This window comes from Lacisediminihabitans changchengi, assembly GCF_016634425.1.
GTDB classification, from domain to species: Bacteria; Actinomycetota; Actinomycetes; order Actinomycetales; family Microbacteriaceae; genus Lacisediminihabitans; species Lacisediminihabitans changchengi.
This window is the reverse complement of the sequence record NZ_JAEPES010000004.1, coordinates 279,097-299,711: the sequence shown is the minus strand read 5'-3', so window position 1 is coordinate 299,711 and position 20,615 is coordinate 279,097. Positions and strand designations below refer to the sequence as shown.

Below are 20,615 nucleotides of genomic sequence, written 5' to 3'. Positions count from 1 at the left end.
GTGGCTGCAATAACGTTATCGGATGACCACTCGCCCACGCCTGACGCCCGCCATCGCCGACGTCCGCCGAGCGGTGCGCTCCTCGCTCGCCGATCTGCCCCAGAACTCGCGGGTGCTGGTGGCACTGAGCGGCGGACCCGACTCCCTTGCGCTAGCGGCGGGGGCCGCGTTCGAGGCTGGGCGGGCGGGCATCCGTGCCGGCGCGGTGGTCGTCGACCACGGTCTGCAGGAGGGGTCGGCGGATGTGGCGGCGCACGCCGCCGCCCAAGCGCTGTCGCTCGGTCTTGACCCCGTCCTGGTGAAAACCGTCATCGTCGGCACCGACGGCGGACCGGAGGCCGCCGCCCGCGCGGCTCGCTACGCCGCGCTCGCGGAGGCGGCCGCCGAGACGGGAGCCGCGCGCATCCTGCTCGGTCACACGCTCGACGACCAGGCGGAGACGGTACTTCTGGGCCTTGCCCGGGGGAGCGGCCTCGGCAGTCTGAAGGGGATGGCCGCGGCATCCGGCCCCTACCTGCGGCCGCTGCTCGGGCTCCGGCGCGATACGACCGAACGGTTCTGCCTCGACTCGGGACTGACGCCATGGACCGATCCGCAGAACTCCGACGACAGATTCACCCGGGTGCGCGTTCGCTCGACTGTGCTGCCGCTGCTGGAACGCGAACTCGGGCCGGGGTTCGCCGAGGCTCTCGCTCGGACGGCAGCGCTCGCCCGGGAAGACACCGAGGCTCTCGACGCGTTCGCCGAAGAGCAGTTGGAGGAGCTCGCCGAGCACGCCGAGGCGGGGATCTCGCTGCCGGTGAAGGCTCTGGCGGCGAACCCGCCCGCGCTGCGGCAGCGGATCATCCGGGCCACGGTGCAGGCGGAGTTCGGGGTGAGCCTCAGCCAGACCCACACTCTGGAGGTATCGCGGCTGGTGACGGACTGGCGGGGTCAGGATGCCCTGCACCTGCCCGGGATTAAAGTAATCAGGCAGGGCAGCCTGCTCATCTTCAGCTTGGCCGGTCACGACCCGGCCGCGCGCACCCCCACCCCGCAGGAGTAACAGACCCATGGACTATCAGGACATCGCCGCCGATCTCGAGAGCGTGTTGATCACCGAGGACGAGATCCACGCCAAGATCGCCGAACTCGCCCGCCGCATCGAGACCGACTACGCCGGGGAGAAGTTGCTGCTGGTCGGCGTGCTGAAGGGTGCGGTGATGGTGATGGCCGACCTGGCTCGGGAACTGCATCTGCCGATCGAGATGGACTGGATGGCGGTGTCGTCGTACGGGTCCGGCACGCAGTCGTCCGGCGTCGTCCGCATTCTCAAAGACCTCGACTCGGACCTGCACGGCCGAAAGGTGCTCATCGTCGAGGACATCATCGACTCCGGGCTGACCCTGTCGTGGCTGCGCGGAAACCTCGAGAGCCGTGGCGCGGAGTCTGTGGAGATCTGCGCGCTGCTGCGCAAACCGGATGCCGCCAAGGTGATCGTCGACGTCAAGTACGAGGGATTCCAGATTCCCAACGCGTTCGTGGTCGGCTACGGGTTGGACTATGCGGAGAAGTACCGCAACTTCCGCGACATCGGCGTGCTTGCCCCCCACGTCTACGCGTGAGTAGCCCTCCGCGAGAACGTTAGTTACGCCCACGGCAAACATGCAGCGGCCACGCAGCGCCGGACAGGTAGCCTTGCACACACATTCTTCGGCAGAAAGGTGCCGGGCCTCGTCGCCCGCAACACTATGGACTTCAAGCGTTTTCTCCGCGGCCCGCTCGTCTGGATCGTCCTCGCGGTTGTCGTCGTGTCGGTCGGGTTCAGCCTGCTGAGTGGTTCCGGCTTCAAAGAGGTCACGACCAAGCAGGGCCTGTCACTGTTGAAAGACGACAAGGTGGCCTCGGCCAAGATCGTCGACAACGAGCAGCGCGTCGACCTCGTGCTCAAACAGGCCGGCACCGACGGCAAGCAGGTGCAGTTCTACTACTCCGTTCCGCGTGGTGAGGCGATCGTCAATGCCGTCGATTCCTCCGGCGCCAAGTACGACGACCAGGTCGACAAGGGCAACTGGTTCACCTCCCTGCTCGGCCTCATCATCCCGTTCCTGCTGATCGGCATCGTGTTCTGGTTCATCCTGTCGAACATGCAGGGTGGCGGCTCGAAGGTGATGCAGTTCGGCAAGTCGAAGGCCAAGCTCGTCTCCAAGGAGACCCCGAAGGTGACGTTCGCGGATGTCGCGGGATCCGACGAGGCGATCGAAGAGCTCGAGGAGATCAAGGACTTCCTCAAGGAGCCAGCCAAGTTCCAGGCTGTCGGCGCTCGCATCCCGAAGGGCGTGCTGCTCTACGGGCCTCCCGGGACCGGTAAGACCCTGCTCGCCCGCGCTGTCGCCGGCGAGGCGAACGTGCCCTTCTACTCAATCTCCGGTTCGGACTTCGTCGAGATGTTCGTCGGTGTCGGTGCCAGCCGCGTTCGCGACCTGTTCGCGCAGGCCAAGGAGAACTCGCCGGCCATCATCTTCGTCGACGAGATCGACGCCGTCGGTCGCCACCGTGGCTCCGGCATGGGCGGCGGTCACGACGAGCGTGAGCAGACCCTCAACCAGCTGCTGGTCGAGATGGACGGCTTCGACGTGAAGACCAACGTCATCCTGATCGCCGCGACCAACCGCCCCGACATCCTCGACCCCGCGCTGCTGCGCCCGGGACGCTTCGACCGCCAGATCGGGGTCGACGCGCCCGACATGCTCGGTCGCAAGCAGATCCTCGAGGTGCACGGAAAGGGCAAGCCCCTAGCCGCAGGCGTCGACCTCGAGGTTCTCGCCCGCAAGACTCCCGGTTTCACCGGCGCGGATCTTGCCAACGTGCTCAACGAGGCCGCGCTGCTCACCGCGCGCTCCAACGCTCAGCTGATCGACAACCGTGCCCTGGATGAGGCGGTCGACCGCGTCATGGCCGGCCCGCAGCGCCGCACCCGCGTCATGCGCGACCAGGAAAAGCTGATCACCGCGTACCACGAGGGTGGTCACGCCCTCGTCGCCACCGCGATGAACAACACCGACCCGGTGACTAAGATCACGATCCTGCCGCGTGGGCGTGCCCTCGGCTACACGATGGTGATGCCGGTCGAAGACCGCTACTCGGTCAGCCGTAACGAGCTGCTCGACCAGCTGGCGTACGCCATGGGCGGTCGTGTCGCTGAGGAGGTCGTGTTCCACGACCCGACCACCGGCGCCTCGAACGACATCGAGAAGGCCACCTCGACCGCGCGCAAGATGGTCACCGAGTTCGGCATGAGCGCCAACATCGGCTCGGTCAAGCTCGGCTCCGGCTCGGGCGAGATGTGGCTCGGTCGCGACATGGGCAGCCAACGTGACTACTCGGAGCGCGTCTCCGAGCAGGTCGACGACGAGGTGCGCGCGCTCATCGAGAACGCGCACAACGAGGCGTGGCAGGTGCTCAACGAGAACCGCGACATCCTCGACCGTCTTGCGACGGCTCTGCTCGAGAAGGAGACCCTCGACCAGCACGAGCTGGCGGAGATCTTCGCGGATGTGAAGAAGCTCCCGCAGCGCCCGCAGTGGCTCTCGAGCGACAAGCGCCCGGTCTCGGCTCTGCCGGCAGTAGCCATGCCGTCCAAGGCTCCCATCGACGAGGGGGTAGTCGACGGCGGCGTCACCTCGGAGCCGACCAAGAAGGCTCGCGCTCCGCGCCCGCGTAAGCGCCCCGATATCGCCACCGCCTAGTCCGTCCGTGGCCGACCCCGTTTCCCCGCGGCCAGCCTCTGTGCAGTCCGTTTCTGTGCACTCCGTTTCTGAGCGGTCCGTTTCTTATGGGCCCCTGTCTGATGGGCCCGCGACGTCACGGATCGACACCGCGCGCATCGAGGCTGCAGTGCTCGAGATCCTCGCCGCCATCGGCGAGGATCCGGCACGTCCGGGGCTCGAGCTGACGCCACACCGCGTCGCGACGGCGTACACGGAGTTCTTCGCCGGCATCGGCGTCGACACGGATGCCATCCTCGCGACGAGCGAGATCGCCGACGAAACTGGCGAGCTGGTCATCGTGCGCGGCATCGAGTTCCGCTCGGTCTGCGAGCATCACCTGCTGCCGTTCCTGGGCACGGCGCACATCGCCTACCTGCCGGGGGAGCGCGTGGTCGGTCTCGGTAGCATCGCGCGGGTGGTGGACGCGATCTCCTCCCGCCCTCAGCTGCAGGAGCGTCTGACCGAAGAGATTGCGGATGCCCTGCAGGCCGGGCTGCGTCCGTCAGGTGTGCTGGTGGTCCTCGACGCCGTGCACGGGTGTGTCACCACGCGGGGCGCCCGGCAGACACGCAGCTCCACCGTCACGCTCGCGAGCCGCGGCATCCTCTCTGATCCCGCCGCTCGCGCCGAGGCGATCGCGTTGATCGGTGTCACGCCGTGAGCGAGCTGGTGCCGCTACGGCCCTATCGGCCGATCAGCCCCTCACGCCCGCGCGTCATGGGGGTGCTCAACATCACGCCGGATTCGTTCAGCGACGGCGGTGAATACGTCAGCCTCGACGATGCCATCGAGCGTGGAGTCGAGCTCACGCGTGCCGGCGCGCAACTCATCGACGTTGGCGGCGAATCCACCCGGCCGGGCGCGGAGCGGGTCCCGATCCGTCAGGAGCAGCTGCGAGTGCTGCCCGTGATCCGTGGCCTGGTCGATCGCGGTATCGCCGTGAGCGTCGACACAATGAATGCCGCCACCGCCCTCGCCGCGGCTGAGGCGGGAGCCGTGCTCATCAATGACGTCTCCGGTGGGCTCGCCGATGAGGGCATGCGCCGGGTTGCCGCCGAGACGGGGCTGTACTACCTCGCGATGCACTGGCGCGGACCGAGTGCCACGATGGCCGCCAATGCCCAGTACGGTGACGTGGTGCACGACGTTCGCGAGGAGCTCAAGTCCCGGGTGGCGGAACTCATCGTGAGCGGGGTGCGACCGGATCGCATCATCCTCGACCCCGGCATCGGGTTCGCGAAGACCGCCGAACAGAACTGGAAGCTCTTGGCCCACCTGACCGCGATCGAAAGCATCGGTTATCCCGTTTTGATCGGCGTCTCGCGCAAGCGCTTTCTCGGCTCGCTGCTGCCCGAGGGGGCGTCGCCGAAGCAACGCGACACCCCGACCGCAACGATCAGCGCCCTGGCCGCGCAGGCAGGGGTCTGGGGGGTGCGGGTTCACGACGTCGCCGGCACCCGTGCCGCACTCGACGTCTGGGAGGCGATGCAGCCGTGACCCCTCTCGACCAGATCAGCCTCACCGGGCTGCGGGCCTTCGCGCACCACGGTGTGTTCGAGCACGAGCGTCGCGACGGGCAGCAGTTCATCGTCGATGTGACCGTCTTTCTCGATACTTCGTCGGCGGGGAGGTCTGACGACCTCGAGCAGACCATCCACTACGGCGTGCTTGCCGAGGAGGTCGTCGCCGTGGTCGAAGCCAACCCGGTCGACCTGATCGAGACGGTGGCGCAACGGGTAGCGGATGCCGTGCTCGCGCACCCGGCGGCCCACAGCACGCGCGTCACCCTCCACAAGCCGAGCGCGCCCATCACGGTGCCGTTCGACGATGTCTCCATCACCATCACGAGGGGACGAACTCAGTGAGGACCCGCGTGGTGCTGCCCGCGGTCATCGCTCTCGGGTCGAACCTCGGCGACCGCGAAGACAATCTGCGGGCGGCGGTGGCCGATATCGCCGCCATCGACGGGGTGACGGTGGAGGCGGCATCCGGAATCGTGGAATCGCACGCCTGGAAGCCGGCTGGCGTCGATGAGGACGCGCCCAACTATCTCAACGCCGTGCTGCTGGTGCGCAGCGCCCTGCTCCCCGAGCAGTTGCTCGACGAGCTGAACCGCATCGAAGCCGAACACGGTCGCGTGCGGGTCGAGCGCTGGGGCGATCGCACCCTCGACCTCGACATCGTCAGTTTCGGAGCCATGCGCATCACGAGCGAACGACTCACCCTGCCACACCCGCGGGCCTGGGAGCGTCCGTTCGTGATCGTGCCGTGGCTGCAGGCCGAGCCGGGCGCCCGACTGCCTGAGCACGGCCCGATCGCGGAGCTCGCCGCTGCGAGCTCCGATGAGGTCTGGCCTTTCGCCGCCAGCCCGCTATGGACACCAGGAGACACCGTATGAAGCGCACCGCAGCACTGACGGTCGTGCTCGTCGCGATCGGGGGAGCTCTGCTCGGCGCCCTGCTCGAGTTCGCGCTGACCGCGGTCGGGCGACCGATCGTGACCTTGCCCCTCACCCTTGCACTGGCCCTCGCCGCGATCGGCGCGATCGTGGTCTCGCTGGCCGTACCGATCCGACGGGTGACGCTGCGCAAGTCGACCGGACCGATCGACCCCTACTACGCCACCCGAGTACTGGTGCTGGCGAAGGCGAGCGCCGTCATCGGCGCGCTCATCGTCGGTGTCGGGGTGGGTGTGGCGATCTACCTGCTCACCCGTTCGGTCACGCCGGTAAACTCCATCCTGTCGGCCGTGGCCACCATCATCGGTGCCGGGGTACTCCTGGCCGGCGGTCTCATCGCCGAGCACATGTGTACCGTGCCGCCCGGCGACGATGACGACGACGAGCAGGGCAAGAAGGCGATCAGGGTCCGGCCCTAGCCAGCGTGGATGTGTGAAAGCTCGACCTGGATTTCACAGAGCGCAGGATTTCGCAGAGCCCAAGATTCCACGAGCACAGGGAGATCCACACGTGACCGAACGACTCGACCTCCCCTCCACCGAGTGGCGCCGCGTCTCGCCGAAGTTGGTGGTGGTGGAGCTGGTGAGCTGGGGGCTGACGTTCGTCGTCGCCGGGGCGGCCGCAATCGTGTTGTTCTTCGTCGTGCACATCTGGTGGACGGGCATCGTGGCGGCGGTCGTTGCCATCGTCGCCCTCGTGAACGTCATCGTGGTTCCACGCCGAGTGCGCGCGATCGGCTACCAGCTTCGAGAAGACGACCTGCTGCTGCGCCGGGGCATCATGTGGTTGCGCTTCGTCGCCGTGCCGTACGGGCGCATGCAGCTGGTCGACATCAACCGTGGTCCGGTCGCCCGCGCGCTCGGGCTCAGCGAGCTGAAATTCGTGACGGCGGCGGCCTCGGCCGGGGTCACCATTCCCGGCCTCCCGGAGGCGGAAGCCGATGAGCTGCGCGATCGGCTGGTGGCCCTGGCCGAGACGCGACGGGCGGGGCTGTGACGGATTCGGCCGCGCGGCAGGAGCCGCAGGCATCCGTTCCGGTCACCTCGGCGGCCGGGCGACTCGCCGACGGGCAGTGGCATCGGCTGCACCCCGCCTCTCCGCTGTTGCGTGGCGGAATCGTGCTCATCGCCGTGCTCGGCTTCGTCGTGTCGAACCTCCGCGAGCGACTGGTCGAGTTGTTCCTGCCCCGGTATGGCGGCGGCGACCAGGGTGACCCGGTCGAGTACGTGCTCGCTCACGGCATCGTGCTGCAGGTGCTCGGGGTGATCGCCGGCGTGCTGCTGGTGCTCATCGCGGGGTTCTACGTGTCATGGCGGATGCACAGCTTCCGCATCACCAACGAGGTGGTGGAGGTGCGGTCGGGGGTGCTGTTTCGCACCAGTCGCAAGGCGCGGCTCGATCGCATCCAGGGCATCAACATCGTGCGGCCGTTCTTCGCCCGCCTGTTCGGCGCCTCCAAGCTCGAGATCAACCAGGCTGGCCACGACGCGAACGTGCAGCTCTCTTACCTGGGAACAGCAGCAGCGGATGAGCTGCGGCGCGAGATCCTCCGCCTCGCATCCGGCACCCGCGCGGCCGCCAAGCCCATGTCCCAGACGACCGGCCAGACCGTCATCGACCGGCGGGTGAACGAGTTCATGGCGCCCGAGCACGACCCGGGCACCCCGCCGGAGTCGATCGTCAACATCCACCTCGGGCGCCTGATCGGCTCCATGCTGCTCGGCAACGGGATGATCATCGCGGCCGTCTTCATCGCCGCCGTGGCGGTCTGGATCGCCCGCACCGGCAATTTCTTCATCCTGGTCTTCGCTCTGCCGAGCGCGCTCGGTTTCGTCAGCTACTACGTGCGCCGCTTCACCAAGTCGCTGCGCTACAGCATCTCGAGCACCCCCGACGGTGTGCGTGTCGGCTTCGGGCTGCTGTCGACCACCAGCGAGACCCTGCCGCCCGGTCGCATCCATTCGATCGAGGTCTCGCAGTCGCTGCTCTGGCGGCCGTTCGGCTGGTGGGAGGTGCGCGTCAATCGCGCCGGTCACTCGAACACCCGGGGCGCAGACAATCAGGCGAACACGACCCTGCTGCCGGTCGGCAACCTCGCCGAGGTGACGAAGGTGCTCGAGTTGCTGCTGCCCGATCTGGTCGGCTCGGAGTCGGTGGCGATGATCGAGCGCGGACTGCGCTCCCGCGGCGGTGCAGACGGCTTCGAGAACTCGCCTCTTCGTGCGGCCTGGTTGCGCCCGCTGTCGTGGCGGCGCAACGGGTTCCTTGTGACGCCCGGCTCCTTCGTGCTGCGCACGGGCGCGATCTGGCGCAAGTTCGTCGTGGTGCCGCAGCCGAGATTGCAGAGCGTCGCCCTCAGCCAGGGACCGGTGCTGCGGATGTTGCGGCTCGCCGATATCCACCTGCACACGGTTGCGGGGCCGATCCGCGCACACCTCGATGCGGTGGATCAGAACCGGGCGCTCGCCTTCTTCGAGACCGTCGCCACAGCAGCGGTCGCGTCCCAGCAGTCGGACACCTCGCATCGCTGGCGTTCCGGGGAGGAGCCGGCATGACCGAGCGCAGCGGACGCCTCGGCGTCGGAATCATCGGGGCAGGGCACGTCGGGCCGGTGCTCGGCGCGGCCCTCGCGGGTGCCGGGCACGCCATCGTCGGAATCTCCGCGATCTCGGAGAGCAGCCGGGAGCGCGCGGAGGCGATGCTGCCCGGGGTGCCGATTCTCGACATCCCCGCGCTGGTCGAACGCAGTGAGCTCGTGATCCTCGCGGTTCCGCCAACCGAGCTACCGACCCTCATTGCGGGTCTGGCGACGGCCGGCGTCTGGCAGCAGGGGCAGCTCGTCGTTCACACCGCTGCCGAGTACGGCACCGGGGTCTTCGGGCCGGCGCTGGCGTCCGGCGTGATCCCGCTGGCGATCCACCCCGCCCTCGCCTTCACTGGCACGAGCATCGATCTCGCGCAGCTGAATGGCAGCTACTTCGCCGTCACCGCGCCCGCGCCCGTGCAGCCGATCGGGCAGGCGCTCGTCGTGGAGATGGGCGGCGAGCCGATCATCGTCGCGGAGGCGGATCGCGCGGCATACGCCGAGGCGATCGCTACCGCCACGAGCTTCTCGATCGCCATCGTCGAGCAGGCGACCGGACTGCTGAGCTCTATCGGGGTGGAGGCACCCGGCAGTGTGCTCGGGCCTCTGGTTCGCTCGTCGGTGGAGAACGCCCTCCGCCGCGCACCCTGAACCGGGCCACCAGCGCCGTCCCCGTAAACTTGGCGGGTCACAACCCCCCAGGAGCACAGCGATGACCGACCAGACGCCAGCAGAGCCCACGGAAGAAGAGCTCTCCGAGCAGACCCGCGTGCGGCTCGCCAAGCGCGACCGCCTCATCGACTCCGGGGCGGGGGCGTATCCGGTCTCGCTGCCGATCACCACCACCATCCCCGCGGTGCGCGCGAAGTATCCGAACCTGGAGACGGATGCCGTAACCGGCGACATCGTGGGCCTCGCCGGCCGGGTGGTACACCTTCGCAACACCGGCAAGCTCTGCTTCGTCTCCCTGCAGTCCGGTGACGGGGAGCGTATCCAGGCCATGATCTCGCTGGCCGAGGTCGGCGAAGAGTCGCTCGCCGCCTGGAAGGACCTGGTCGACCTGGGCGATCACCTGTTCGTCACCGGCGAGGTCATCTCCAGCCGCCGGGGTGAGCTCAGCGTCATGGCCACCGACTGGAAGATCGCGTCGAAGGCCGTGCGCCCGCTGCCGAACCTGCATTCGGAACTGAACGAGGAGACGCGGGTTCGCCAGCGCTACCTCGACCTGATCTCTCGCGAGGCCGCCCGCGCGAACGTGCGCAGCCGCGCGCTCGCCGTCTCCTCGCTACGCACCACCTTCGCGAACCACGGCTATATCGAGGTCGAGACCCCGATGCTGCAGACCATCCACGGCGGTGCGTCGGCCCGGCCTTTCGTCACCCACAGCAACGCCTTCGACACCGAGCTGTTCCTGCGCATCGCGCCGGAACTGTTCCTCAAGCGCGCGGTGGTCGGCGGCATCGAGCGGGTGTTCGAGATCAACCGCAACTTCCGCAACGAGGGCGCCGACTCCACGCACAGCCCCGAATTCGCGATGCTCGAGGCCTACCAGGCATACGGCGACTACCACCAGATGGCCGATCTCACCCAGGAGATGATCCAGAACGCGGCCTTCGCCATCTCCGGATCGCACGTGGTCACCTGGGCCGACGGCACCACCTTCGACTTCGGCGGCGAGTGGGATCGCATCTCGATGTACGAGTCTCTCAATGAAGCATCAGGCTGGTCGATCACCGTCGACACCCCGCTCGACGAGCTCAAGCAGAAGGCAGATGCCCTCGGCATCGAGGTGGGGCAGCCCACGCCGGGCAAGTACGTCGAAGAACTCTGGGAGCACTTCGTCAAAGGCGGCCTCGAGCGCCCGACCTTCGTCATGGACTTCCCGGTCGATACCAGCCCGCTGGTGCGTGACCACCGGTCGAAGACCGGCCTGGTGGAGAAGTGGGACCTCTACGTGCGCGGCTTCGAGCTGGCCACCGGCTACTCCGAGCTCGTCGACCCGGTCATCCAGCGGGAGCGTTTCGTCGAGCAGGCGATCCTCGCCTCCAAGGGCGACCCGGAGGCCATGCGCCTCGACGAGGAGTTCCTGCGTGCCCTCGAGCACGGGATGCCACCCACCGGAGGCATGGGCATGGGAATCGACCGACTGCTGATGGCGCTCACCGGCCTCGGCATCCGCGAGACGATCCTGTTCCCCCTAGTGAAGTGACCGAGTAGTTAAGTGATCGAGGCGCACCGATGAGCTATCTGCCGCAGGAACCCAAAGACCCGAAGAAGCCGTCGACCACCCGCGTCGTACTCTGGATCGCCGTCGCTGGCGTCGCCCTGTACTCGATCATCCAGGGCATCATCGGCGTCGTCGCCCACGGCAGCTGACTCGGCGGGGCTTCCCAGCCAGTCGACGTATTCTGATTTTCGTGATCCACAACTTCTGGGCCAACGCCATCTACTCCGTGGTTCCCACGATCCTGCTCGGCCTGGTCTTCTGGCTCGTGATGCGCTCGATCCTTCGGGCCGACCGCACCGAGCGCAAGGTCTATTCCGAGATCGAAGCCGAAGAGCGTGCCCGCCTCGACTCGCAACTCGAGTCGACCCAGCCCAAGTAGGTCAGCTCACTCGGGCTGGTTCTCTACGAGCGAGTGGCCGACGATCAGAAGCTCGTCTCAGACGATGTGCCGCCTGTGTCAACCGCGGTCACGCCCACGGCGAACAGAGCGCCGGATCCCAGTGGTTGCTGGTTAGTCTCTGATGTAACGGCGCCAACCCTGCACGGTGCCATAGGAGTCAACATGTTCGAAAGATTTACTGACAGAGCCCGTCGGGTGGTCGTCTTGGCGCAAGAAGAAGCCAAAATGCTCAACCACAACTACATCGGCACCGAGCACATCCTGCTCGGCCTGATCCACGAGGGCGAGGGCGTTGCCGCGAAGGCACTCGAGTCCCTCGGTATCTCGCTCGACGCCGTGCGCGAGCAGGTTCAGGACATCATCGGCCAGGGCCAGCAGCAGCCGACGGGGCACATCCCGTTCACGCCGCGCGCGAAGAAGGTCTTGGAGCTGTCACTGCGCGAGGCGCTGCAGCTCGGCCACAACTACATCGGAACCGAGCACATCCTGCTCGGACTCATCCGCGAGGGCGAGGGCGTCGCAGCCCAGGTGCTCGTGAAGCTCGGCGCCGACCTCAACCGCGTGCGCCAGCAGGTCATCCAGCTGCTCAGCGGATACCAGGGCAAGGAGCAGGTCGCTGTCGGCGGCGAGACGCAGGCATCCGCTCAGGGCGGCAGCCAGGTGCTCGACCAGTTCGGACGCAACCTCACCCAAGCCGCCCGCGACGGCAAGCTCGACCCGGTGATCGGGCGCGAGAAGGAGATGGAGCGGGTCATGCAGATCCTCTCCCGCCGTTCGAAGAACAACCCGGTACTGATCGGAGAGCCCGGCGTCGGCAAGACCGCCGTCGTCGAGGGCCTCGCGCAGGCGATCGTCCGTGGGGATGTCCCGGAGACGCTGAAGGACAAGCAGCTCTACACGCTCGACCTCGGCTCGCTCATCGCCGGAAGCCGCTACCGCGGTGACTTCGAGGAGCGCCTGAAGAAGGTCACCAAGGAGATCCGCACCCGCGGTGACATCATCACCTTCATCGACGAGATCCACACCCTCGTCGGCGCCGGTGCTGCAGAGGGTGCGATCGACGCCGCGTCGATTCTCAAGCCGCTGCTCGCCCGCGGTGAACTCCAGACCATCGGAGCAACGACCCTCGACGAGTACCGCAAGCACTTCGAGAAGGATGCAGCGCTCGAGCGCCGCTTCCAGCCGGTGCAGGTGCACGAGCCCTCCCTGCCCCACACCATCAACATCCTCAAGGGACTGCGCGACAAGTACGAGTCGTTCCACAAGGTGTCCATCACGGATGGCGCCATCGTCGCCGCCGCGAACCTGGCCGACCGCTACGTGGCCGACCGCTTCCTCCCCGACAAGGCCATCGACCTGATCGACGAGGCCGGCGCCCGCCTGCGTCTGTCGATCCTGTCCGCCCCGCCGGAGCTCCGCGAGTTCGACGACCGCATCGCGGCCGTCCGCGGGCAGAAGGAGGGCGCGATCGAGGATCAGGACTTCGAGAAGGCCGCTTCGCTTCGTGACGAAGAGAAGAAGCTGCTCGGGGAGCGCCTGCGTCTCGAGAAGCAGTGGAAGAGCGGAGAGGCCGGCTCGACCGGCACCGTGGACGAAGGCGTGATCGCCGAGGTCCTCGCCGCGGCCACCGGCATCCCGGTGTTCAAGCTCACCGAGGAGGAGACCAGCCGTCTCGTCTTCATGGAGAAGGCGCTGCACCAGCGCGTCGTCGGTCAGGAGGAGGCCATCGCGGCGCTCTCCAAGACCATCCGTCGCCAGCGTGCGGGTCTGAAAGACCCGAAGCGTCCCTCGGGCTCGTTCATCTTCGCCGGCCCCACCGGTGTCGGAAAGACGGAGCTCGCCAAGGCGCTCGCCGAGTTCCTGTTCGACGATGAGAACGCCCTGATCTCCCTCGACATGTCGGAGTACGGCGAGAAGCACACGGTCTCGCGACTGTTCGGTGCTCCTCCCGGATTCGTCGGCTTCGAAGAGGGCGGCCAGCTCACCGAGAAGGTGCGCCGCAAGCCGTTCTCCGTGGTGCTGTTCGACGAGATCGAGAAGGCCCACCCGGACATCTTCAACTCGCTCCTCCAGATTCTGGAAGAGGGACGACTGACCGATGGCCAGGGCCGTGTCGTGGACTTCAAGAACACGGTGATCATCATGACCACCAACCTCGGAACCCGCGACATCTCCGGAACCCCGCTCGGCTTCACCTCCGCCTCCGACACCGCGAGCGGCTACGACCGCATGCGTGGCAAGGTCGTCGAGGAGTTGAAGAAGAACTTCAAGCCGGAGTTCCTCAACCGTGTCGACGACACCATCGTCTTCCCGCAGCTCACGCAGCCGGAGCTCCTCCAGATCGTCGACCTGTTCATCAAGCGTCTTTCCGACCGCCTGCTGGACCGCGACATGACCGTGGAGATCGGCCAGGCCGCCAAGGAGCACCTGATCAAGATCGGCTTCGACCCGTCGCTCGGAGCTCGGCCGTTGCGCCGTGCGATCCAGCGCGAGGTCGAAGACCGACTGAGCGAGCGCATCCTGCAGGGCGAGCTCACCGCCGGCGACCACGTGCACGTCGACTTCGTGAATGACGAGTTCGTGTTCACCACCGGTCGCCAGCCCGGCCGCGAGGTCATCGAAGAAGCCGTCGAGGCTATCGAGGCCTAGGGCCATCGAGGCCTAAGCAGCATCAGCACTACCGACCGCGGGTCGAGCCGACAGGCTCGGCCCGCGGTTTCGTTAATCCGCCAGAACCTGCTCCAGTGCAGCTCGGCCGATCGGGATCGTGGGCGCTCCCTCCGGGGATCCCACGATCATCGCCGTCGCCATGTTGAGCGCCCAGCCCCGGGCGCGATCCCAGGTCGCCTGGTCCGGCGCCATCCGCTCCCGGAACCGGGCGCGACCACTGCCGTCGAGCATCAGCCACGCCAGGGCGAGGTCTGTCGCCGGGTCGCCCGAGGTCAGATCGCCGAAGTCGATGATCGCCGCGAGATCGAGACCGTCGGTGCGCTCCTCCAACAGGATGTTCGCCGGGTGCAGGTCGCCGTGCAGCCAGAGCGCGGGCCCGCTCCACGCCGGTGCCGCGAGCGCTCGTTCCCACGCGCTCTCGATCGCCGCGGCACTGTTCGTGTCAGCACTGGCGAACTGCGGGAGGCGCGCGCGCAGCGCGGAGTCCCGACGCGCGAGCGGCACACCGCGTACGGGGTTGACGGGAGCGTCGATCGGAGCGGGAACGTGAAGCGCGAGCAGGGCATCCGCCAGCTGATCTGCGACGACGGCGCGATCGGCCAGCGACCAGTGGAAGGCCGGCGTGCCCGCCAGCCACGGCGTGATCGACCAGCGGAACGGATAGCCGAACTCCGGCAGACCGGCCGCGACCGGGGTCGGCACCGGCACGGGCAGCAGTGCGGCGATCGTCGGCAGCCACCGCTGTTCCCCCGCGATCAGCTCGGACGCGACCCGCCGTCGGGGGAGGCGCACGAGAAGCTCGTCGCCCAGGCAGTAAATGTCGTTGTCCCAGCCGTGGGCGAGCATATCGACGGGCCCGGAGAGTCGCGGATGCTGGCTGCGCACCAGTTGCTCGACCAGCGTCGCGTCGATCTGCGGTTCCATCGTCGGCTCCCCTCGCGGTACGCGGGTCTCGATGCTATCGGCCTAAGCTCGAAGGATGAGTTTCTCGGTTCGGCCCGCCCGCACGTCCGACGTCCCGTTCATCCAGGCCGTCGTCGAGCCGCTGGTGCAGAAGCGCATCCTGCTCGGAAAAGACTCGGTGGTGTTCTACGAGACGATCCAGGAGTTCCGGATCGCCGTCGACGAGAGCGGCACCCCGATTGGCTGCGGTGCGCTGCACGTCATGTGGGAGGATCTCGCCGAGGTGCGCACTCTCGCGGTCACCGAGGAGTGGCTGCACCACGGCGTGGGGCATGCACTGCTCGAACAGCTCGAATCGGATGCGCGCGACCTCGGTCTCAGCCGACTGTTCTGCCTGACCTTCGAGGTGCCGTTCTTCACGCGTCACGGGTTTGAGCCGATGACGGAGGAACCGATCGACCCCGCCGTGTACGCCGAACTGGTGCGCTCACCGGATGAGGGCGTCGCCGAGTTTCTCGATCTTGCCCGGGTAAAGCCAAACACGCTCGGAAATACCCGGATGCTGAAGAGGCTGTAGCTACTCTTAGCCCATGTCGACGTTCCGCAATCCGGTCGGCCCGCAGGAACCCCAGGTCTACTGGCGCCGCAGGCTGGCCGTCGGCGTGGGTATCCTCGCGGTGATCATCATCGTGATCCTCATCATCGTGCGACCCGGGAGCGGCGGCAGCGGTGCCGCGAGCCCCGGCTCGACGAAGAAACCTGTGGCCGAGTCATCCGCCTCTCCGTCTCCGTCGCCGTCGAGCACTGCCTCGACCGGTGACTGCTTGCCGGCCAACATCAAGCTTGAGGCGGTCACCGACAACACCACGTACGGCAGCGCCGTCAACCCGATGATCGGCATGACGATCACGAACACCGGGTCGAAGACCTGCACGGTGAACGCGGGCACCACGCAGCAGAACCTGGTGGTCACTAGCGGGTCCGAGACGATCTGGCAGTCGAAGGACTGCCAGGTGAACGCCGTGGACTTCTCGCAGGTGCTCGAGCCGAACAAGCCGGTATCGACGCCGACCATCGCCTGGGATCGCACCCGCTCCGCGCCCAGCACCTGCGCGGCGACCGACAAGCCCAAGGTGACGGCTGGCGGCGCGAGCTATCACCTCTCGGTGTCGCTCGGACAGGTCAAGTCCAAGCAGACGGTGCAGTTCATCCTCAACTAGCGCGTGCGCTTGCGTCACCTAGAACGCCGGCACGTCCGGCTGCTCGAGCTGCGCCAGCGAGAAGGCGAGGCGCATCGCCTCGCGGAGGTGGGCGAGCTCGGCGTCGATCATCGTGCTGAAGCCGAGCCGCTTGGCCTCGGTGGTGCGTTGCTTGGCCTGCGACACCGGACGGATCTCACCGGCCAGGCTGATCTCGCCGACCGCCGCGAGCGTCGACGGGAAGGCGCGGTCGCTGTAGGCGCTGGCGATCGCCAGGGCGATGGCGAGGTCTGCGCCCGGCTCGGTGAGACGGATGCCGCCCACCGTCGACACGTACACGTCGTGTTCGCCGAGCCTCATTCCCGCACGTCGCTCCAACACCGCGAGCAGCATCGCGACCCGCGAGGAGTCGACGCCGTTGGTCACCCGGCGCGGATTCGGTGCGGACGATTTGACGATCAGGGCCTGCACCTCGACGGGTAGCGCGCGGCGGCCCTCGACGGCGACGGTGACGCAGGTGCCGCTCACCGCGACAGTGCCGCGGGAGAGGAACAGCCCGCTCGGATCGGCGACTTCGGCGATGCCGTCGCCGGTCATCTCGAAACAGCCCACCTCGTCGGTCGGTCCGAAGCGGTTCTTCTGCGCTCGCACGAATCGCAGGGCGGTCTGGCGGTCGCCCTCGAAATGGCAGACGACGTCGACCAGGTGTTCGAGCAGACGGGGGCCGGCGATGGATCCGTCTTTGGTGACGTGGCCGACCAGGAGCACCGGGAGGTTGCGGTCTTTCGACACCCGGATCAGCGTCGACGCCACTTCGCGCACCTGCGAGGTGCCCCCGGCGAGGCCGTCGCTGGCCGAGCTCGACACCGTCTGCACCGAGTCGACGATGAGCAGCTGCGGGTCGACCTGCTCGATCTGCCCGAGGATCGTCGCGAGGTCGGTCTCTGCGGCGAGAAACAGGTTGTGATCGAGGGCGTTGGTGCGCTCGGCACGCAGGCGCACCTGGCTGGCCGACTCCTCGGCGGTGACGTAGAGCACGCGCTGGCCGGAGAGCGCGGCACGGGCCGCGACCTCGAGCAGCAGCGTCGACTTGCCGACGCCCGGCTCGCCGCTGAGCAGAATGGTGGACCCGGGCACGATGCCGCCGCCGAGCACCCGGTCGAACTCGGCGATGCCGCTCGGCCAGTGCGCGCTCGCCTCGGCCGTGATCATGGTGATCGGGCGGGCGATGCGGGAGTCGGACGGCGCGAGCGGCTTGACCTGGCGGGCGGCGGTGCCGGTCTGCGTGGCATCCGTCACCGTATTCCAGGACTGACACTCGGCGCAGCGGCCGGCCCATTTCGGGGTCGTCCAACCGCACTCGGTGCAGCGGAAAGTGGACTGGGCCTTGGGCATGCGACGAGCCTAGGTCAGGCCACCGTCAGTTCTGTGCAGCTGTGGATCGTGCTCGCGGAAAGCGCCTGTCGAGGAGAGGAATGAAGGCGGATGCCCAGACCCGGTAGCCGCGATCGTTCGGGTGGAAGAAGTCTGCCGCGACCTGGTTGAGTGCGTAGCGGGCACCGCCCTGGCGCCGGGTCAGCGCGTGCACGGGGGCGACCTCGAAGCCGCGGTCGGCGGCCAGTCGGTGCACTATCTCGTTGGCGGCGCGCACCCGTCGCTCGGCCGAACCGAAGTAGAACGCCGGGATGTCGCCGACGATGCTGCCCGGAGGCAGCGCGTCGTAGACGACAGCCAACTCGCGCTCGAACCGTCCGGGCTCGAAGCTCGCGATGTCGTTCGCGCCGATCGCCGCCGTCACCAGGTCGGGCTGAAACCTCGTCAGCAGGGGGAGTTGCACCGCGATTGCCTCGCGCAGGCGGGCACCGGAGACGCTGAGGTTGGCGACCCGCACCGTGCGGCCGGTGCGCCGACGGAGGTGGTCGGCGAGCATGCCGACGTAGCTGCGACCGGGGCGGCTGGCGCCGACGCCTTGCGCGGCGGAATCGCCGAGGGCGACGTAGACGATCTCGCCGGGAAGGGCTCGCTGCTGCTTCCACCAGCGAGCGTTGAGGTGCAGGGTTGCGGCGAGCTTGGCTGCTCCGGTGCGCTGACGGCGGAGGACGAGCATCCGTCCGGCTAGTGTTGCCGCGGTGGCCGCAGCCGCGCTGGAGAGCAGGATGACGGCGAGGCGCATGACTGTGACATTACGCGGGCACTGGGCGGGAGGGGACTGTGCGCGGGGGTGCGCGGGTCTGTACTACGATTGTCGACGGAACCGTGTCCGAGCGGCCGAAGGTGCAACTCTCGAAAAGTTGTGTGGGTGTTGAGCCCACCGTGGGTTCAAATCCCACCGGTTCCGCCAGTGTCGCAAAACCCCCGTGATCGTCGATCCGGGGGTTTTTGCTTGCCGCGTCCCGAGCTGCCGCGTCCGTCAACAGGATGAGTTCGCCGAATCGTCCGCCAACAGGACCAGATCGGGAATCTCGGGGGCCGCATCCTGTTGACTGCAGGTTGAGCCGGGGGAGCAGGTCGAGCCGGGGGAGCAGGTTGAGCAGGTTGAGCAGGTCGAGCAGGTTGAGCCGGGGGAGGAGCTATTGGGCGCGACCGCGAATACCATCGACGCATGACCTACACCGTGGATTTCGTTAACGTCTCGACCGTCGGGCTCGAGTCGAGCCCCGTCGCGGATGCCCTAGCCGGGCTGAGAGCGAACGAGGCTCGCTACTACAAGAACAAGTACGACCACACCTTCACGACCGAGAGCGTGGACGACGACCCGACAACCCTCGCCTACATCACTCGAGTGCTCAAGGATGAGCGCGATATCGTGATCGCTTCCCGCCCGCTGGAGGTGTCGTCGTTCGAGGTTGCTGGCATCCGTATGGCGTACGTGTTCTACGAGTCGGGTCTGTCGATCAATGTGATGTACGAGCTCGCCGACGGCGGCAAGCGCGCGGTCGGCTTCAAGCTGTCGGACGGAATGGACGTGCCCGAGGAGCTCGGGGCGTTCAAGTTCGCACGCCAGAAGTCGAAACTGGCCGGAACGATTCGTGGCTCGTACTTCGTGATCAAGAACGAGTACTGATTCGCGCGGAGAAGCGCGGAGAAGCGCGGAGAAGCGCTGAGAAGGTGCAGCGCGGTCACGTGACCGCACCTGCGGTGCCGTTCGGTCGTTAGTCAGGCGGAGTGGGCGGACGGTAGGGTCGCCCCCGCGGCGCTGCGCGGCGATAGCTCCGCCTGGAGCACCAGAGCCGCCGCACCGATCGCGGCGGAATCGGCCGGATGCGGCGATAGGGTCACTCGCACGGGGTGTACCTGGCGCGCGAACGACCGCTGCTCGAGTCGAGCTCGCACTGTGGTGAGGTAGATCGATCCGGCGATCGACAGCGCCGGCCCGGCGAGCACGATCGACGAAGTGTCGAGGATATCCGCGAGCCCCAGCACACGATCGGCGACGATCTCGGCGGATCTCTCCAGGAGCGTGAGCGCCAAAGTGTCACCGGTGATCGCAGCCGTCGCGATCGTCGCGAAGTCCGCGAAGGGGTCGATGTCGGCGTCGGGCAGGGAGAACGAGGCCTTCGCACCCTCGGCCAGGGCCCGCCGGGCCTGACGAGCTACTCCTCGGGGGCCGGCAATCTCCCCGAGGGTTCCGCCGCCGGCCGGGAGGCTGTCGTCCGCTATCCACGAGTGCCCGAGTTCGCCCGCGTTCGAGCTCGCTCCCCGGTAGATCGCCCCGTTGATGAGGATCCCGGCCCCGATCCCCGCCCCCAGGTACACGGTGCAGTGCGCGATCGGATTGTCGATCCCGCCCGTCCAGTAGTCGCCGATGGCGGCAGCCGTCGCGTCGTTGTCGAGAACGATGGGCAGGCCGATCGCCTCACGGAGAGCATCGACGAGGGAGAAAGAGGGGGCGTGCCACCCGAGCGATTCGCTCAACACCGTTCCGTGGGCGAGGTCGATCGGCCCCGGCGAGGCCACTCCGACTCCGACGATCCTCGACGGCTCCAGGTCGATCGCGTCGATGAGGGAACGATGCGCGCGGGCAATCGCCGCCACGAGGAGCTCGGGGCTGGTCGCGTCGATGGTCGGCGACTTCATCCTGGCGATGATCGCGCCGGCCGAGTCGGCGATGACCGTGGTGATCGAGCCAGAATCGAGTTGCACGCCGATGGCGAACCGGGCGCGAGGATTGATCTCGATGAGCACGGGAGGCTTGCCCCCCGTCGACTCGCCACGGCCCGACTCCACCACGAGATCATCCGCCATGAGGGTGCGCACGATATTGGAGATCGATGCTGCGGCGAGGCCGGTCGCCGAGGCGAGTTCGACACGGGAGATCGGCCCCTGCGAGCGGATCAGATCCAAGATGAGCCCCCGGCTGGTCGCTGCCGCGAGTGACACGCGCCCTGTGACCACGACCCTCTTTTCGTCCGGTGACGAGTATAT

General features: G+C 67.4%; 22 protein-coding genes and 1 tRNA gene. 19 read left to right on the top strand and 4 right to left on the bottom strand.

Going from position 1 to position 20,615, the window contains the following annotated elements:
- Positions 1-22 precede the first annotated feature (22 nt).
- The 15 genes from tilS (at position 23) to IV501_RS12570 (ending at position 14,067) form a co-directional block, all read left to right on the top strand.
- On the top strand, positions 23-1,045 hold the full coding sequence (gene tilS, locus IV501_RS12640; RefSeq protein WP_200556683.1) for a tRNA lysidine(34) synthetase TilS: 1,023 nt from the start codon (positions 23-25) through the stop codon (positions 1,043-1,045).
- Positions 1,046-1,052: 7 nt separating this feature from the next.
- Positions 1,053-1,604 carry a hypoxanthine phosphoribosyltransferase gene (gene hpt, locus IV501_RS12635; RefSeq protein WP_200556682.1) on the top strand — a complete coding sequence of 184 codons (552 nt, stop codon included), beginning with the start codon at positions 1,053-1,055 and terminating at the stop codon, positions 1,602-1,604.
- A 126-nt stretch (positions 1,605-1,730) separates the two neighbouring features.
- Positions 1,731-3,728 (top strand): ATP-dependent zinc metalloprotease FtsH, encoded by a 1,998-nt coding sequence (gene ftsH / locus IV501_RS12630; RefSeq protein WP_200556963.1) that lies wholly within the window; start codon positions 1,731-1,733, stop codon positions 3,726-3,728.
- A gap of 94 nt (positions 3,729-3,822) precedes the next feature.
- The gene (gene folE / locus IV501_RS12625) at positions 3,823-4,410 is read left to right on the top strand and encodes a GTP cyclohydrolase I FolE (RefSeq protein WP_234698576.1); all 588 of its coding nucleotides are present in this window, start codon (positions 3,823-3,825) and stop codon (positions 4,408-4,410) included.
- Positions 4,407-5,246, top strand: coding sequence for a dihydropteroate synthase (folP, locus tag IV501_RS12620; protein ID WP_307812277.1), 840 nt, complete (start codon positions 4,407-4,409; stop codon positions 5,244-5,246). Before folE ends, folP begins: the two co-directional genes overlap by 4 nt.
- Positions 5,243-5,614 (top strand): dihydroneopterin aldolase, encoded by a 372-nt coding sequence (folB, locus tag IV501_RS12615; protein ID WP_200556681.1) that lies wholly within the window; start codon positions 5,243-5,245, stop codon positions 5,612-5,614. Before folP ends, folB begins: the two co-directional genes overlap by 4 nt.
- Complete coding sequence (folK, locus tag IV501_RS12610; RefSeq protein WP_200556680.1) at positions 5,611-6,147, top strand: 2-amino-4-hydroxy-6-hydroxymethyldihydropteridine diphosphokinase; 537 nt, start codon at positions 5,611-5,613, stop codon at positions 6,145-6,147. The genes folB and folK overlap by 4 nt, the downstream gene beginning before the upstream one ends.
- On the top strand, positions 6,144-6,626 hold the full coding sequence (locus tag IV501_RS12605; protein WP_200556679.1) for a DUF3180 domain-containing protein: 483 nt from the start codon (positions 6,144-6,146) through the stop codon (positions 6,624-6,626). The genes folK and IV501_RS12605 overlap by 4 nt, the downstream gene beginning before the upstream one ends.
- Before the next feature lie 91 nt (positions 6,627-6,717).
- A complete protein-coding gene (locus IV501_RS12600; protein ID WP_307812276.1) occupies positions 6,718-7,203 on the top strand; it encodes a PH domain-containing protein in 486 nt (161 codons plus the stop codon).
- Positions 7,200-8,762 (top strand): PH domain-containing protein, encoded by a 1,563-nt coding sequence (locus IV501_RS12595; protein ID WP_200556677.1) that lies wholly within the window; start codon positions 7,200-7,202, stop codon positions 8,760-8,762. Before IV501_RS12600 ends, IV501_RS12595 begins: the two co-directional genes overlap by 4 nt.
- On the top strand, positions 8,759-9,442 hold the full coding sequence (locus IV501_RS12590) for a Rossmann-like and DUF2520 domain-containing protein (RefSeq protein ID WP_200556676.1): 684 nt from the start codon (positions 8,759-8,761) through the stop codon (positions 9,440-9,442). Before IV501_RS12595 ends, IV501_RS12590 begins: the two co-directional genes overlap by 4 nt.
- 61 nt (positions 9,443-9,503) lie before the next feature.
- Positions 9,504-11,000 (top strand): lysine--tRNA ligase, encoded by a 1,497-nt coding sequence (gene lysS, locus IV501_RS12585; RefSeq protein ID WP_200556675.1) that lies wholly within the window; start codon positions 9,504-9,506, stop codon positions 10,998-11,000.
- Positions 11,001-11,029: 29 nt separating this feature from the next.
- Positions 11,030-11,167: a hypothetical protein gene (locus IV501_RS12580; RefSeq protein WP_200556674.1), complete on the top strand. Its 138-nt coding sequence runs from the start codon at positions 11,030-11,032 to the stop codon at positions 11,165-11,167.
- A 41-nt stretch (positions 11,168-11,208) separates the two neighbouring features.
- On the top strand, positions 11,209-11,397 hold the full coding sequence (locus tag IV501_RS12575) for a hypothetical protein (RefSeq protein ID WP_234698627.1): 189 nt from the start codon (positions 11,209-11,211) through the stop codon (positions 11,395-11,397).
- Between the two features lie 183 nt (positions 11,398-11,580).
- The gene (locus tag IV501_RS12570) at positions 11,581-14,067 is read left to right on the top strand and encodes an ATP-dependent Clp protease ATP-binding subunit (protein WP_200556673.1); all 2,487 of its coding nucleotides are present in this window, start codon (positions 11,581-11,583) and stop codon (positions 14,065-14,067) included.
- A 72-nt stretch (positions 14,068-14,139) separates the two neighbouring features.
- Here IV501_RS12570 and IV501_RS12565 read toward each other — a convergent pair whose 3' ends face one another.
- Entirely contained in the window at positions 14,140-15,012 is an 873-nt protein-coding gene (locus IV501_RS12565; protein WP_200556672.1) for an aminoglycoside phosphotransferase family protein, read from the bottom strand.
- Positions 15,013-15,067: 55 nt separating this feature from the next.
- Between IV501_RS12565 and IV501_RS12560 the strand changes: the two genes are divergently transcribed.
- Positions 15,068-15,568 carry an amino-acid N-acetyltransferase gene (locus IV501_RS12560; protein ID WP_200556671.1) on the top strand — a complete coding sequence of 167 codons (501 nt, stop codon included), beginning with the start codon at positions 15,068-15,070 and terminating at the stop codon, positions 15,566-15,568.
- Between the two features lie 13 nt (positions 15,569-15,581).
- Positions 15,582-16,211 (top strand): hypothetical protein, encoded by a 630-nt coding sequence (locus IV501_RS12555; protein WP_200556670.1) that lies wholly within the window; start codon positions 15,582-15,584, stop codon positions 16,209-16,211.
- Positions 16,212-16,229: 18 nt separating this feature from the next.
- Here IV501_RS12555 and radA read toward each other — a convergent pair whose 3' ends face one another.
- Positions 16,230-17,585 (bottom strand): DNA repair protein RadA, encoded by a 1,356-nt coding sequence (radA, locus tag IV501_RS12550; RefSeq protein ID WP_200556669.1) that lies wholly within the window; start codon positions 17,583-17,585, stop codon positions 16,230-16,232.
- 25 nt (positions 17,586-17,610) lie between these two features.
- On the bottom strand, positions 17,611-18,363 hold the full coding sequence (locus IV501_RS12545) for an SGNH/GDSL hydrolase family protein (RefSeq protein WP_200556668.1): 753 nt from the start codon (positions 18,361-18,363) through the stop codon (positions 17,611-17,613).
- 77 nt (positions 18,364-18,440) lie between these two features.
- Between IV501_RS12545 and IV501_RS12540 the strand changes: the two genes are divergently transcribed.
- Together IV501_RS12540 and IV501_RS12535 are read left to right on the top strand one after the other, a co-directional pair.
- Positions 18,441-18,531, top strand: a tRNA-Ser gene (locus tag IV501_RS12540).
- Positions 18,532-18,792: 261 nt separating this feature from the next.
- A complete protein-coding gene (locus IV501_RS12535) occupies positions 18,793-19,254 on the top strand; it encodes a DUF8821 family protein (protein ID WP_200556667.1) in 462 nt (153 codons plus the stop codon).
- A gap of 92 nt (positions 19,255-19,346) precedes the next feature.
- Here the strand turns inward: IV501_RS12535 and IV501_RS12530 are convergent, their stop codons facing one another.
- The gene (locus tag IV501_RS12530; protein WP_200556666.1) at positions 19,347-20,585 is read right to left on the bottom strand and encodes an ROK family transcriptional regulator; all 1,239 of its coding nucleotides are present in this window, start codon (positions 20,583-20,585) and stop codon (positions 19,347-19,349) included.
- Positions 20,586-20,615: the final 30 nt, after the last annotated feature.